The organism is Mycobacterium sp. (assembly GCF_044223235.1).
GTDB lineage: Bacteria > Actinomycetota > Actinomycetes > Mycobacteriales > Mycobacteriaceae > Mycobacterium.
Genome location: NZ_JBGAME010000037.1, coordinates 1 through 13,630, shown reverse-complemented (window position 1 = coordinate 13,630; position 13,630 = coordinate 1). Strand labels below are relative to the sequence as shown.

Genomic DNA, 13,630 nt, shown 5'->3' with positions numbered 1-13,630 from the left:
GGACGACGATTGACGTGGAAATCGCATCCAGGGTGGAGCCAAAATTCGTGAAGAACAACGACCCAACTGGGGCCAACTCAGGTGATCACACTCAGTCGGTCACGGAGAATCACTCTGCCTGCCTGCCTGCCTGCCTGCCTGCCTGCCTGCCTGCCCGGTTGCGCTCGCGACGTGACACGGGATCCGTGGGGCCGTGGACTACCCGGCGGCGTGCGCGAATCAGCCAGTTCAGTGCTGAGCCGGCGCGGCGGTCGGGTCGGGCTGGGTCGGGGTGCCGCCGATGAGATCGTCCCAGTGCCGCCGCACCGGCCCCCACCGCTTGTCGAACTCGGCGGCGCGGCGGCGGGCGCGCTCGATCTTCTCAGTGTTGTAGAACCAGCGAGCCCATGGTGACGTCGGCCGTGCCAGCCGGACGGCCGCGGGCCAGAGGACCGGCGCGACGAACAGCCCGATCAGAGCGGTCGGGTACTTGCCCTTGAGCGCTGTCACCGCGACGAGCACGAAGTGCAGCAGCAGCGCTCCCACCGCGGCGAACCGGAGTGCCGCAACGGATGCGGGCATCTCGTCGAGTTTGATGGGGGAGATGCCAGCCGTGGCCAGGCCGACGCAGGCACCGGCCAAGGTGACCACGTTCACCGAAAGCTGGCCCTCCTGCGTCCAATACACGTCCTGGAGGCGGAAGATCATCGCGAACTCGTCCAGCACCAGCGACGCGCCGACACCGACGAACAACGCTCCCACATAGGTGAACAGCGACAGCGGCGGCGAGCCGACGGCGATGAATCCGCCTGCGATCAGCAGGATTACACCGGGTGTGGAGTGGTGCATGTGCACCCCGCCGGTGCTGATGTTGTGAAACGGTCCTTTACCCGCACGGATGAGCCGGGTGATGGTGCGGGTGGTCAGGAAGGTCACGACGAACGCGACGAAGGACAGCAGCAGCGGCCCCTTGTATCCGTCGACGATCTCGCCCTGCCACCAGCCGTGCAGCCAATGCATGACGGGATAGTAGGCCCTACCAGCCTCTCGCTCACTCCGCCGATCTCTGATCGTTTGGCCTGCACAGGTTTTCCGGGCTGAACACCTGGGCCAGGACCGACTCGTCGAGGAGCCCGGAACGCCGCACCAGTTCGGGGATGGACTCACCGGTGGCGATGGCCTCGGTGACAAGCGCGGTGGCGACCTCGTAACCCAGCAGCGGGTTGAGCGCGGTCGCGATGCTGGCTGAACGCAACACGGTGTCGCGCATGTGCGCGGGGTTGGCGGTGATGCCCTGGATGCACCGCTCGCCCAGCACGTCCACCGCCGCCGTCAGATGCGTCAGTGAGGACAGCAGCGCCCTGGCGATGATCGGCTCGAAGGCGTTGAGCTGCAGTTGTCCGGCCTCGGCGGCCATCGTGACGGTGAGGTCGTTGCCGATCACCTCGAACGCGACCTGGTTGACGACTTCGGGGATCACCGGGTTCACCTTGCCCGGCATGATGCTGGAGCCGGCCTGCACCGGCGGAAGGTTGATCTCGCCGAAGCCGGCCCGCGGGCCCGAGGACAACAGTCGCAGGTCGTTGCAGATTTTCGACAACTTCACCGCGGTGCGTTTGGCCACACCGGACAGCTGGACGAAAGCGCCGACATCGGAGGTCGCCTCGACGAGGTTCCCGGCGGTGGTCAGCGGCAGCCCGGTGATGCGGCGGAGCCGATCGCAGGCGAGGGCCGCGTACGCCGGGTGTGCGTTCAGTCCGGTGCCGATGGCGGTGCCGCCCAGATTGATCTCGGCGATCAGGACCGATGCCTCCCCGAGCCGGTCCGCGTCCTCGCCGATGGTCACCGCGAAGGCACCGAATTCCTGGCCGAGCGTCATCGGTACCGCGTCCTGCAACTGGGTCCGCCCGAGCTTGAGCATCTCGGCGAATTCGAGGGACTTGACCGTGCAGCGTTCGGCGAGTCCCCGCAGAGCCCGCTCCAGGGAGCGGGTAGCCATCCCCATCGCGACATTCACGGCGGTGGGGTAGACGTCGTTGGTGCTCTGTCCGTGGTTGACGTGCTCGAGCGGATGCACGATGTGGTATTCACCGCGGCTGTGGCCGAGGATCTCCAGCGCCCGGTTGGCGATCACCTCGTTGGCGTTCATGTTCGTCGATGTGCCTGCCCCGCCTTGGATCTGGTCGACCACGAACTGGTCGTGCAGCGCGCCGCCACGGATCTCGGTGCAGGCCGCGACGATCGCATCGGCGATCTCGGTGTCCAGCTGTCCGAGTTCCCGATTGGCTTCCGCGGCAGCCTGTTTCACCGAGGCGAGAGCGACCACCAGGTCGCTGTTGCGCGAGATGGGCACGCCGCTGATGGGAAAGTTCTCCAGTGCGCGTACGGTGTGGACTCCGTAGTAGACCTCGGCGGGAATCTCGCGGTCGCCGAGCAGATCGTGTTCGATGCGGACGTTAGACATGGTTGGGCTCCAGCAGTCGGTGGCGGAGGTGCGGTTGAGTGGCGGCGTCGACGACGGTGCCCGCCAGGGCGAGTGCGCCCTGGGCGATCGCGGTCTCCGCCGCAGTGGTGAGAGTGGCGGCGGCGAACTCGGGTTGGTGGTTGACCGCGGGCAGCGAGTCGATGCCGATGTAGGGATGGATCGCGGGCAGCACTTGGGAGACGTTACCCATATCGGTGGATGCGCGCGCCATCATGGTGTCGGGCCCCTCGCCGAAGCGCCTGCCCGCGGCGGACGCCCGTCGTTGGTAGCAAGAGAGAAGCTCGGTGCGGAACTCCGCGTATGGCCTGGACTCCGCGGTGACCGTGAGCTCGGCTCCGGAGGCCAGCGCCCCGGCTTCGAAGCAGCGCATCACCCTCGGCTCGACCTCGGCCAGCTGGGCTAGCGTTTCGGCGCGCACGTACCAGCGTCCCTCGGTGCGTTCGGCGATGGCGTTGGGCGCCTCCCCGCCCCGGGTCACCATGCCGTGCACCCGAACGGAGGAGGGCAGTTGCTGACGGAGCAGCCCGATCGCGACCTGCGCGATGGTGAACGCGTCGGCGGCGTTGATACCCCGTTCCGGGTACGCCGCGGCGTGCGCCGACTTTCCGCGGTACTCGATACGGCTGTGCGACAACGCATACGGGCGTGCGCGGGCCACATCGACGGGGCCGGGGTGCACCACCGCGGCGGCGTGCTGTCCGCTGAAGCCGCCGCGTTCGAGCAGTTCGATCTTGCCGCCGCCGCCTTCCTGGGCCGGCGTGCCGATCACGGTCAGCGTGAGACCGAGGTCGTCGACGGCGGGTGCGAGGGCCAGCGCCGCACCGACGGTGATCGCGGAGATCAGGTTGTGGCCGCACGCGCGTCCGAGGCCGGGAAGTGCGTCGTACTCTGCGCACAGCGCGATATGCAGGTCGCCGCCGCCGATCCGGGCGGCGAAGGCGGTGTCCAGGCCGCAGTAGGATTCGGTGACGCCGAGCCCGTTGTCGTCAGCTGTCCGGCGACCCGCCGCGCCGAACGGACTTCCTCCCAGGCCGTTTCGGGGTGGTCGTAGAGGTCGCGGGACAGCCGGACCAGCTCCCGGTGTGCGCTGGCAACGCCGTCGGCGATGGTGCGGTCGACGGTGGTCACCGGTCCCCCGGCACGCCGTAGGGCGGCGCGCTGGTCGGGTCGAGGGCGCGCACCCGGTAGTCGTCTTTCTGTGGTTTCCACACCGTCCACAGCGCGGTCAGGTCGCCGATCGGATCGTCGGCGTTGTCGACCCGCAGGTCGGTCACCGGCCACGGAACATCCTCCACCACGAGAAGACCCGCGGAGTGCACCGGCCCGGCTTCGCCGCCCGCGGCGAGTGCGGCGCCCAGCCCGTCGAGCAGGCGTCTCGAACGATGCCGCGGTGCTGCCGGTATAGCCCGCCAGCAGTTGTGCGATCACCGCCTCGTCGGCGAGCAGGTTGCCCGCCGCCACCGCCTGGTCGTCCTGGAGGTGGGTGTGCACACCGAGGCTGTGTGTCCCAGCAGCGTGATACCGCCGGCGGCCAGGTTCCGGAAGTCGACGGTGTGTCCGCCGCGCGCACCGCTCACGGCGATGGTGACGTGCTCGGCGCCCCGCGGCGGTACTGCCGCGTCCCACTTGCCGAGAACACCCAGCCACCAACAGAAGTCGAGGCCGCGATAGCTTCGCGGCGGCCGGTCGTGCGGGTCGACGGGCGAGGTAGACCTGGCGACCGGACCGCTGCAGTTCGTCGGCGATCTGCACTCCCGACGAGCGCGCCCCCACGACGAGGACCGCTCCGGCGGGCAGCTGCTGCGGGTTGAGGTACGAGTTCGAGTGAAGCTGGTGGATGCCTGCGTTGTCCGGGACCACCGCCGGAATGATCGGCTTCTGGAACGGTCCCGTCGCGGCCACCACGCAGCGTACGTCGATCGTTCCTTCCGAGGTCTCCACGCGGAAACCGTTGCGGCCATAGATCTTTCGGACCGAGGTCACCTCGACGCCGGTGCGGATGGGCGCGTCGATCTTCTCCGCGTAGGACACCAGGTAGTCGGCGACCTCATCCTTGGTGGCGAATGCGTCGGGGTCGGTGTTGAACTCCTGGCCCGGGAACCGGTCGTGCCACGCGGGGCCGTTGGCCACCAGCGAGTCCCAGCGCCGGGAGCGCCAGCGTTCGGCGATGCGATCGCGTTCCACGATGAGGTGCGGGATGCCCTGCAGGCCGAGATGCTCGCTCATCGCGATCCCGGCTTGACCGGCACCGACGATGAGGACCTCGGTCTCCTGGGTGGCCGCTTGGGCGGCCTCTTCGGTGGACAGGTGATCCTCCGCTGCTTGTTCGTTGAGTCCATCATTCAGCGGTCGGTGGCATCTGTACAGCACATAGATCCGATGCATTGGATCGGAAAATCAGATCATATCCGGGCCTGTTCGCCGGGATCGGTCACCCGGGCCGGTCGCGGCGATCCGTCGGCTGTTTCGGCCGGTCGGTTCCCCTGGCGTGCAGACGAAGTCGATGCCTGCGGGCGCCGTTCGTTAGATGCGGACGACGGAGCGGATCGCGATCTGGTCGCACTGGCAGAGCCGGCAGGTGAGCGGCCGTGCCTTCAGCCGCAGATTCGCCATCCTCAGCGCGCGCTCGCACATCGGGTACGGGCAACCGCACGACAGCGTGATCCACCAGGTGGCCGGATGGTCGTGCGGATGGCAGAACTTGTGGGAGACACACAGGATCTCGGGCTCGAAGTCCAGTTCCGCCAGCGATGGGGCGAGCAAAGCCGTCACGATCGCTAAGGGTAAACGGGAGGTTGAGACTTGGCGGTAAGGCGCGCCCGTGTCGTGCACCGATCGTGTCGGGTCCGTTTCCGGATCGTGTCACGAACGCGGCGGCCCGACCCTCAGCGCGCGACCCTCAGCGTCGCCAGCGTGGCGTCTGCCGCGTAGGCAATCCGCACCCCGTCGGCGCGGGCCTTTCGCAGCGCGTCGAGGACCGCGCCGGTGACTTCCTCCCCGGGCGCCAGGACGGGGATGCCGGGTGGGTAGGGGGCGACGAGTTCGGTGCTGACACGGCCAATACTCTGGCGGAGTGTGACGGTGTCGCTGGGCGCGAAGAACGCTGCGCGGGGCGGCATCGCGGTGACCGGATCCACCAGATATGCCGCGCCGGTGGCGATCGGTCGTGGCGGCCCGCGGCGTCGCGCCAGTGACGTGACGAGCGCGTCGGTGAGCCGTCCGAGCGATCCTGCTGTGTCCGCCAGCGAGACCTGCGCGACGATGGTGTCGCGTTCCGCCGCCTCGACCGGCAGTCCGGCCGCCAGCAGATCGTTCTCGACGGCGATGCCATCGGCCCCGGTGCCCGGCAGCACCAGTGTCAGCTTCAGCGGGTCGACCGCGGGCCCGTCGAGGGCGACCAGGCCCTCGATGCCCACCAGCCGGTCCCTGGCGGCGCGGACAGCGCAGAGCGCCTCTGCCAGAAGAGATTCTCCATCGCGTTCCACCAGCGCCCTGGCGGCGTCGATGCTCGCCAGGATCGCGCCCGCGGGACTCGTCGTGTGGGTGGCCTCCACGCCCGCGTCGAGCCGGGCGGGATCGATCCGCTCACCCCGCACGAGAACCAGCGCCGCCTGGCTCCACGCCGGTAGGGCCTTGTGGGCACTGACGACCATCGCGTCGGCGCCGAGTTGCAGGGCGTGACGCGGCAGGTCGGGATGGAAGCCGAAGTGCGCCGCCCACGCCGCGTCCACGATCAGCGGCACGCCGTGGGAGTGGACGACATCGGCAAGCCCGGCGACGTCGCCGACGGTGCCGACGTAGGACGGATCGCCGACGAACACCGCCCGCGCCTCGGGATGCCTGCGCAGCGCGTCGGCGACGGTTGCGGGTGCGACGCCGAGGGGCAGGCCGGTCGATGCGTCCATCTCCGGCTTGACCCATACCGGGGTGAGCCCCGCCAGGACGAGGCCGATCAGCATCGACCGGTGCAGCGTGCGGCTCACCACAACCGAACCGTTCCCCGGCGATGCAAAATCCGCTGTGTTGCTGTGTGTTTCGGCGATCGCGAGGGCTAGCGCCTGGTTGACATGGGTGGCGCCGCCCACGGAGAAGCGGCAGCCGTCAGCGCCCCACAGCCGCGCCGCGCGGGTCTCGGCCTCGGCCAGCACGCCACCGCTGAGTTTCATCGTGTCGAGGCCTGCGTAGAGGGGTACGTCGCCGGCGATGACGTCGCCGACGAGGTCGCGGCGCTGCTTGTGCCCGGGAATGGTGAACGGCGTCGGCGCCTCCTCGTGGAACCGCAGCCACGCGTCCAGCAGTGGCGCATCCGAACGCAGGCCGCGGGGGTCAGTCGGCATGCGCGGATTCCTGCTGGGCGGCCGTCGGCGCGGCGGTCATGGCGCAACGGTAGGCCATCGGCACATACCCGTGATCGTGATGTCCCCGGTGAATGCCCTCGGTGACACGTGCCTGTGGATGTAGGCGAGATTGGGGATAACTTCGCTCGCCGCGGCCCGCGGGTCGGCCGGTGCGGTCCTGCCTGTCGGTCGGTGTTCGCACGGTGTGGTCATGGATTCGTTGTCGCGCGCCGAAGTGGGGGCGCTGGGTGAGCAATTGGCCGTCGGCCATCTGGAATCGCTGGGAATGCGCGTGCTGGTGCGGAATTGGCGGTGCCGCTATGGCGAACTGGATGTCATTGCGGTCGACGGGGCCGCAGGTGCGGTGGTGTTCGTGGAGGTCAAGACCCGCACCGGCGACGGCTTCGGCGGCCTCGAGGAGGCGGTCACGCCGGACAAGGTGCGGCGGCTGCGGCGGCTGGCCGGGTTGTGGCTGGCCGGACAGGACGGCCACTGGCCGGCGGTGCGCATCGACGTCGTCCGGGTCCGGATCGGCCGGTCGCGCACTCCGGAGATCACTCATCTCCGGGGAGTGGCGTGATGGCGCTGGGCCGGGCATTCTCGGTGGCGGTACGGGGTCTTGACGGGGTCATCGTCGAGATCGAGGCGGATATCAGCTCGGGACTGCCCGGGGTGCATCTGGTCGGTCTGCCCGACGCGGCGCTGCAGGAGTCCCGCGATCGGGTGCGCGCGGCGATCACGAACTGCAATCACGACTGGCCGATGTCGAGGCTGACGTTGGCACTGTCGCCGGCCACGCTGCCGAAGATGGGTTCGGTCTATGACTTGGCCCTGGCGTCGGCAGTGTTGTCGGCGGGGCGCAAGACGCCGTGGGACCGCCTCGACAAGGCGTTGCTGCTCGGTGAATTGGCACTCGACGGCCGGGTGCGGCCGGTCCGCGGTGTGCTGCCCGCGGTGCTCGCCGCACGGCGCGAAGGGCGCTGCCCGGTCGTCGTGCCGATGGAGAATCTCGCCGAGGCCAGTCTCGTCGATGGCATCGAGGTGCTCGGCGTGGCCTCACTCAACGATCTCATTGCGTGGCTGGACCGATCGGGACGGCTCGCCGAGCGCGTCTCGGCGACGGAGAGGGCCGAGGTCACCACGGCCGATCTCGTCGATGTGGTCGGACAGTCGCAGGCGCGCTTCGCCGTCGAAGTGGCCGCGGCGGGTGCACACCACCTGATGCTCACAGGTCCGCCGGGTATCGGCAAAACAATGCTGGCCCAACGACTCCCGGGACTGTTGCCAGTCCTGACCGACAGTGAGGCGCTCGAGGTGACCGCGATTCATTCGGTCGCAGGGCTGCTGTCCGAGGACACCCCGTTGATCACCCGGCCACCGTTCATCGCGCCGCACCACACTTCGAGTGTGGCCTCGCTCGTCGGCGGGGGTGCCGGGATGGCGCGACCCGGCGCGGTCAGCTGTGCCCACCGGGGTGTGCTGTTCCTCGATGAATGCGCCGAGATCGGTGTCAGCGCGTTGGAGGCATTGCGAACGCCGTTGGAGGACGGTGAGATCCGGCTCGCACGCCGCGACGGCGTCGCCCGCTATCCGGCCCGCTTCCAGCTCGTGCTGGCCGCCAACCCGTGTCCGTGCGCGCCCGCCGACCCGCGTGACTGCATCTGTGCGGCCGTGGTCAAGCGCCGTTACCTGGGCAAGCTGTCCGGTCCTCTGATGGACCGCGTCGACCTACGGGTGCAGATGCATCGGGTGCGCGGTACGGCATTCGGCGATCGCGCCGACGAGTCGACCGCCACGGTCCGCGCACGTGTCGCTGCGGCGCGCGAGGCGGCCGCCGAGCGGTGGAAGGTCGTGGGAGTGCTCACAAATGCCGAGGTGCCCGGCCCGGTGCTCCGCCGGGGATTTCGCCCCGGCCGTGAAGCGATGGCGCCCCTGCGCATGGCATTGGACCGTGGTCTGCTCAGTGTTCGGGGCGTTGACCGCACTTTGCGGGTCGCTTGGTCTCTTGCCGATCTGGCAGGCCGTGGCTTACCGAGTCCCGAGGACGTAGCCACTGCGTTGAGCTTCCGCGATGGCGGTGCTGCGCGATGAGCGGCGGGGACGTTCTGCGGGCCTGGGCGTACCTGTCACGGGTCGCCGAGCCACCGTGCGCGCCGCTGGCGGATTTCACGGCGCGGGTGGGCCCGGTGGAGGCCGCCGACGCCATCCGCCGCGGCGGCGCGCCCGACGATGTCGTGCCTCACGTGCAGGCCCGTTGCGGGATCGACTGCGCGGCAGAGGACACCGACCTGTTGACCCGGCGCGGCGGTCGCCTCATCACCCGCGACGACGCCGAATGGCCGTATCTGGCCTTCACCTCCTTCGGCTCGGCACCGATGCGCCGCAGAGCGGATGGCAGTGCCCCGCTGGTGCTGTGGGCGCTGGGCCCTGCTCGATTGGACGAGGTCGCGGCACGTTCGGCGGCGGTTGTCGGCACCCGGGCGGCGACTGCCTATGGTGAGCATGTCGCATCGGACTTTGCCGCCGGCCTCGTCGAGCGCGATGTCGCGGTGGTCTCGGGCGCGGCCTACGGGATCGACGGAGCTGCGCACCGGGCCAGCCTTGCCGCCGACGGGATAACGGTGGCGGTCCTGGCCGGGGGCATCGACATTCCCTATCCCGCAGGACATTCGGCGTTGCTGCACCGGATCGCCGTCGGAGGTTTGGTGGTCAGCGAATACCCGCCCGGGGTGCGGCCGGCGCGTCACCGCTTCCTCACCCGCAATCGGCTGGTCGCGGCGCTGTCGGGGGTCACCGTCGTCGTCGAGGCGGGGCTGCGCAGCGGTGCGGCCAGCACCGCGGCCTGGGCGGACGGGCTGGGCCGGGTGGTGTGTGCGGTGCCGGGGCCGGTCACCTCGGCGGCGTCGGCCGGTTGTCACGCCCTGATTCGCCGCGGAGCACATTTGGTCACCCGCCCCGACGAGGTCGTGGAGTTGGCGGGCCGGGCCGGTGAACTGGCCGAGGAACTCGAGCATCCGTCCTCACCGCTGGATGCACTGTCAGATGAGCAACGGCGGGTCTACGAGGCCTTGCCGTCGCGAGGTGTGCGCACCGTCGATGAGATCGCCGTGACGTCCGGCATTCCCGCCGAGGGGCTCTTGGCACCGCTGGCGATGCTCGAGATCGCCGGCCTGGTGCAGCGCAGCGACGGGCGCTGGCGGATCGCTTCTCGCACCGACGGAAAACCATGAGCCTGCAGGCGCGACGACGATACATGCGGTGGGCGGCAGAGCCCATCCGCGCGGCGCGGGTTCAGCGAGACGGGGGCGCGAGCCGGTGCGGGCGCCCGACGATGGCCCACCACGGAATCTATGTCCTCCGTATAGTCGAGACCACGTGCCGATGGCGGTGCCGAGCTTTGGGAGGAACGGTGGCAGGACGTCCGATCCACACGTTCGAGGTAGTGCGCACCGAGCAACTGTCACCGCACATGGTGCGTGTTGTGCTGGGCGGCAACGGCTTTGACACGTTCAAGCCAAACGACTTCACCGACGCCTACGTCAAGGTCGTCGTCGTCTCGCCCAGCGTGGATGTGGCCGCACTGCCACGGCCGCTGACCCTGGACAGCTTCCAGGCCGTCAACGCCGCGCACCAGCCGGCGGTGCGAACCTACACCGTGCGGTGGGTCGACACGGCCACCGGTGAGATCGCGATCGACTTCGTCGTTCACGGCGATCACGGGGTGGCAGGTCCGTGGGCCGCGCAGGTTCAGCCGGGCGACCCGGCGTACCTCATGGGTCCCAGCGGGGCCTACGCCCCGGATCCGGCCGCCGACTGGCATCTGCTCGCCGGCGACGAGGCTGCACTGCCTGCGATCGGTGCCGCACTCGAGGCGTTGCCCGCCGACGCGGTCGGCCATGTGCTGGTCGAGGTCGGCGGCGTCGACGACGAAATCGCGTTGAACGTGCCCGAGGGGATGACGCTGTCCTGGATCCATCGAGGCGGTCGCGCAGATCTGGTCAGTGACGAGCTGGCCGGTGACCGTTCCCCACTCATCAATGCGGTGAAGGGCGCACAGTGGCTGCCCGGCCAGGTGCAGGTGTTCATTCACGGTGAGGCCCAGACCGTCATGCACAACCTCCGGTCCTACATCCGCAAGGAGCGCGGCGTCGATGCCAAGTGGGCGTCGTCGATCTCGGGTTACTGGCGCCGCGGCCGCACGGAGGAGACGTTCCGCCAGTGGAAGCGCGAGCTGGCCGAGGCGGAAGCGGGTCAGCAGACCTAGTCGCACTGGCATGCTGGGCTGGTGGGGTACGGCGACTACCAGTTCGAGATCTATCTGCAAGGGTTGTCCGGAATCCAACCGGCCTTTCCGATGGCGTTCGCGGAATTGGAGGCCAAAGCGAAGGCCGCCATGCCGCCGTCGGTGTGGTCATACGTCATCGGCGGTGCGGGCGACGAACACACCCAGCGTGGCAACCGAACCGCCTTCGATCGGTGGGGACTGATACCCAGGATGTTCGTCGGCGCCAACGAGCGCGACCTGTCGGTCACCATGTTCGGTGTGACGCTGCCGTCCCCGGTGTTCATGGCGCCGATCGGAGTGACCGGCATCTGCACCCAGGACGGACATGGCGACCTTGCGGCCGCCCGTGCCGCGGCGCGCACCGGTGTACCGATGGTCGTCTCCACCCTGACCGAGGACCCGCTGGAGGACGTGGCCACCGAATTCGGTGACACGCCGGGGTTGTTCCAGCTGTACACACCGACCGATAGGGAGCTGGCCGCCAGCCTGGTGCGCCGGGCGGAGTCCGCCGGCTACCGCGGAATCATCGTGACCCTCGACACCTGGGTGACCGGATGGCGGCCACGGGATCTGTCGACGGCGAACTTCCCGCAGCTGCGCGGGCGCTGCCTGGCCAACTACACCAGCGATCCGGTCTTCGTGGCCGGCCTGGATCAACCACCGCACATCGACCCGCAGGCCGCCGTGCTGCGATGGGCCGGCCTGTTCGGCAACGCCTTGACCTGGGACGACCTTCCGTGGCTGCGGTCGCTGACCACGTTGCCGCTGATCGTGAAGGGCATCTGTCACCCCGACGATGCCCGGCGGGCGCGCGACGGTGGCGTCGACGGCATCTACTGCTCCAATCACGGCGGCCGACAAGCCAACGGCGGACTGCCGGCGCTGGACTGTCTGCCCGCGGTGGTGGAGGCGGCGGGTGACCTGCCGGTCCTGTTCGACTCGGGCATCCGCAGCGGTGCCGACATCGTCAAGGCCCTCGCACTGGGTGCGACGGCGGTGGGCGTCGGTCGGCCCTACGCCTACGGTCTGGCACTGGGCGGGACCGACGGCGTTGTGCACGTGCTGCGCTCATTGCTGGCCGAGGCCGACCTGATCATGGCGGTCGACGGCTATCCCACCCTGGCCGATCTCACTCCGGACACGCTGCGGCGCGTCGGCTGAGAGGGCTTTCGATCGTCTGCCACGGTGGGGGAGTGCAGGCCGACATCGAGGCGATCCTCGGGGATTTCGACGAGTATCTCGCGCTCGAGCGCGGCCGTTCTGATCACACCCGGCGCGCCTATCTCGGTGACCTTCGTTCGTTGTTCGGCTACGTCGCCGACCGAGTGCCCGGGGCCGGGATCACGGCTTTGAGCCTGCCGATGCTTCGGTCGTGGCTGGCGCAGCAGGCCGCCACGGGCGCCGCACGCACGACGCTGACCCGGCGCACGTCGGCGGTCAAGACGTTCACCGCATGGGCGACGCGGCGCGGGCTCATGACCGCCGATCCGGCGGCACGACTGCAGATGCCCAAGGCCCGCCGCACGCTGCCCGCCGTACTGCGCAAGGATCAGGCCCTCGATGCGATGGCCGCGGCGGGTTCCGGTGCACAGCAAGGAGATCCGCTTGCTGTGCGGGACCGGCTCATCGTCGAGATGCTGTACGCCACGGGGATCCGGGTCAGCGAACTGTGCGGACTGGACGTCGACGACGTCGACACCAGCCGGCGGTTGCTGCGGGTGCTCGGTAAGGGCAACAAGCAGCGCACGGTCCCGTTCGGTGGGCCCGCTCACGCCGCGCTCATGTCGTGGCTCGCCGCGGGCCGTCCCGCGCTGGCCACAGCGCAGTCGGGTGCGGCGCTGCTGCTCGGTGTCCGCGGTCGTCGACTCGACCAGCGGCAGGCCCGCACCGTCGTGCACCAGACCATCGCCGCCGTCGACGGCGCACCCGACATCGGCCCGCACGGACTGCGCCACAGCGCCGCCACCCATCTGCTCGAGGGCGGCGCCGATCTGCGCATCGTCCAGGAGCTGCTGGGCCATTCGACACTGGCCACCACTCAGCTGTACACGCATGTGACGGTGGCGCGGCTGCGCGCCGTCCATGACCAGGCGCACCCGCGCGCCTGACCTCATCCATCGAGCCAGAAACCAGGGTCGCTAACGCCGGCCGCCTGTACCCCTTCCCGCGAGCGTGCACTGTTGTACGCCCGAGCGCGGCGTGTCGTGTACAGGCACGCACGTTCGCGGAAAGTCGCCAGGTCAGGAGAGGGGTTTGATTCGGATCGGGGTGGAGGCCAACAGGCCGAGCGGGTCGACGTAGTCGGCTCGCGACGCCGGGCCCCACATCGCACCCCAGTGCAGGCAGGTACCCGAGGAGCAGCCCGGATGCCCGGCCTGCAGCTCGCCGAGGACCGTCCCCGCCGCGACCGCCTGCCCGCCGCGCACCATCGCGCGTACCGGTTCGTAGCTCGTGCGCAGCCCGCCCGGGTGCGCGACCGAAATCACCGGGCGCCCCGCCAACTCGCCGGCGAACACCACGACGCCGGCGGCCGCCGCGTACACC

Annotated in this window: 10 protein-coding genes and 4 pseudogenes; 6 read left to right on the top strand and 8 right to left on the bottom strand. The window is 69.4% G+C overall.

From position 1 onward, the window contains the following. Positions 1-228: 228 nt before the first annotated feature. The 7 genes and pseudogenes from ADBZ6K_RS25045 to ADBZ6K_RS25015 all read right to left on the bottom strand — a co-directional run bounded on the left by ADBZ6K_RS25045 (position 229) and on the right by ADBZ6K_RS25015 (position 6,801). Positions 229-999: a hypothetical protein gene (locus ADBZ6K_RS25045; RefSeq protein WP_526351805.1), complete on the bottom strand. Its 771-nt coding sequence runs from the start codon at positions 997-999 to the stop codon at positions 229-231. Between the two features lie 31 nt (positions 1,000-1,030). Continuing rightward, positions 1,031-2,443 (bottom strand): aspartate ammonia-lyase, encoded by a 1,413-nt coding sequence (locus tag ADBZ6K_RS25040; RefSeq protein WP_526351803.1) that lies wholly within the window; start codon positions 2,441-2,443, stop codon positions 1,031-1,033. Further along, a pseudogene (locus ADBZ6K_RS25035) lies at positions 2,436-3,571 on the bottom strand (M20 family metallopeptidase). Before ADBZ6K_RS25035 ends, ADBZ6K_RS25040 begins: the two are co-directional and overlap by 8 nt. A gap of 17 nt (positions 3,572-3,588) precedes the next feature. Further along, positions 3,589-3,976: pseudogene (locus tag ADBZ6K_RS25030) on the bottom strand (DUF1028 domain-containing protein); the annotation flags it as partial. After that, positions 3,970-4,690, bottom strand: a pseudogene (locus tag ADBZ6K_RS25025) (flavin-containing monooxygenase); the annotation flags it as partial. The pseudogenes ADBZ6K_RS25030 and ADBZ6K_RS25025, both read right to left, overlap by 7 nt. A 297-nt stretch (positions 4,691-4,987) precedes the next feature. Then, positions 4,988-5,236, bottom strand: a complete 249-nt coding sequence (locus tag ADBZ6K_RS25020) for a hypothetical protein (protein WP_526351801.1) — start codon at positions 5,234-5,236, stop codon at positions 4,988-4,990. A 113-nt stretch (positions 5,237-5,349) separates the two neighbouring features. Continuing rightward, complete coding sequence (locus tag ADBZ6K_RS25015) at positions 5,350-6,801, bottom strand: aminotransferase class I/II-fold pyridoxal phosphate-dependent enzyme (RefSeq protein WP_526351799.1); 1,452 nt, start codon at positions 6,799-6,801, stop codon at positions 5,350-5,352. A gap of 211 nt (positions 6,802-7,012) precedes the next feature. Between ADBZ6K_RS25015 and ADBZ6K_RS25010 the strand changes: the two genes are divergently transcribed. The 6 genes from ADBZ6K_RS25010 (at position 7,013) to ADBZ6K_RS24985 (ending at position 13,194) form a co-directional block, all read left to right on the top strand. Next, entirely contained in the window at positions 7,013-7,381 is a 369-nt protein-coding gene (locus tag ADBZ6K_RS25010) for a YraN family protein (RefSeq protein ID WP_526351797.1), read from the top strand. Continuing rightward, positions 7,381-8,892: a YifB family Mg chelatase-like AAA ATPase gene (locus ADBZ6K_RS25005; RefSeq protein WP_526351795.1), complete on the top strand. Its 1,512-nt coding sequence runs from the start codon at positions 7,381-7,383 to the stop codon at positions 8,890-8,892. Before ADBZ6K_RS25010 ends, ADBZ6K_RS25005 begins: the two co-directional genes overlap by 1 nt. Beyond that, entirely contained in the window at positions 8,889-10,031 is a 1,143-nt protein-coding gene (gene dprA, locus ADBZ6K_RS25000) for a DNA-processing protein DprA (protein WP_526351793.1), read from the top strand. The genes ADBZ6K_RS25005 and dprA overlap by 4 nt, the downstream gene beginning before the upstream one ends. Positions 10,032-10,210: 179 nt before the next feature. Next, positions 10,211-11,065, top strand: coding sequence for a siderophore-interacting protein (locus tag ADBZ6K_RS24995; RefSeq protein WP_526351791.1), 855 nt, complete (start codon positions 10,211-10,213; stop codon positions 11,063-11,065). A gap of 21 nt (positions 11,066-11,086) precedes the next feature. Then, a complete protein-coding gene (locus ADBZ6K_RS24990; protein ID WP_526351789.1) occupies positions 11,087-12,247 on the top strand; it encodes an alpha-hydroxy-acid oxidizing protein in 1,161 nt (386 codons plus the stop codon). Between the two features lie 44 nt (positions 12,248-12,291). Then, positions 12,292-13,194 carry a tyrosine recombinase XerC gene (locus ADBZ6K_RS24985; protein ID WP_526351837.1) on the top strand — a complete coding sequence of 301 codons (903 nt, stop codon included), beginning with the start codon at positions 12,292-12,294 and terminating at the stop codon, positions 13,192-13,194. 135 nt (positions 13,195-13,329) lie between these two features. Here ADBZ6K_RS24985 and ADBZ6K_RS24980 read toward each other — a convergent pair. After that, positions 13,330-13,630 (bottom strand): annotated as a pseudogene (locus tag ADBZ6K_RS24980) (peptidoglycan DD-metalloendopeptidase family protein); the annotation flags it as partial.